The following is a 573-nucleotide window of genomic DNA, read 5'->3' as shown; positions in this document are numbered from 1 at the left end:
GGGCCGGACCGGCGGGAGCCGGTCCGGCGGGAGCCGGTCCGGCGGGGCACCCAGGGCCACCGGAGGCACCCGAGGCCCCCGAACAGCGGCGCATCCTGGCCGTCCTGGTCGCATCGCAGCTGGTCAGCGGCGCCGGACTCACCGCAGGCATCGTCGTCGGTGCCCTGCTCGCCGAGCAGATGCTCGGCTCCCCCGGCCTCGCCGGAATCCCCACCGCCCTGTTCACCGGCGGATCGATGCTCGGCGCGCTCCTCGTCGGCCGGCTGTCCCAGCGGCGCGGACGCCGCCCCGGCCTCGCCGCCGGCTACGCGATCGGCGCCCTGGGCAGCCTCGGTGTGGTCGCCGCCGTGGCCCTGGACCAGGTCGCGCTGCTGCTGCCCTCGCTCCTGGTCTACGGCGCCGGCACCGCCACCAACCTCCTCGCCCGCTACGCCGGTGCGGACCTCGCCGCACCCCACCGCCGCGCCCGCGCACTCAGCCGCGTCCTGCTCGCCGCCACCCTCGGCGCGGTCGCCGGCCCCAACCTCGTCCCGCTCACCGGCGACCTCGCCCGCGCCTGGGGCATCCCCCCAC

The 573-nt window shown here is 78.5% G+C and carries 1 protein-coding gene; it reads left to right on the top strand.

Annotated features, from left to right (window positions below):
• Positions 1 to 92 precede the first annotated feature (92 nt).
• On the top strand, positions 93 to 573 hold a 481-nt coding region (locus VR45_RS38850; RefSeq protein WP_045944674.1), incomplete at its 3' end, for an MFS transporter.

Source organism: Streptomyces sp. NRRL S-495 (assembly GCF_000966955.1).
Classification (GTDB): Bacteria; Actinomycetota; Actinomycetes; order Streptomycetales; family Streptomycetaceae; genus Kitasatospora; species Kitasatospora purpeofusca.
Note: the sequence above shows the minus strand (reverse complement) of the source record. Positions and strands in the feature narration are given on the sequence as shown.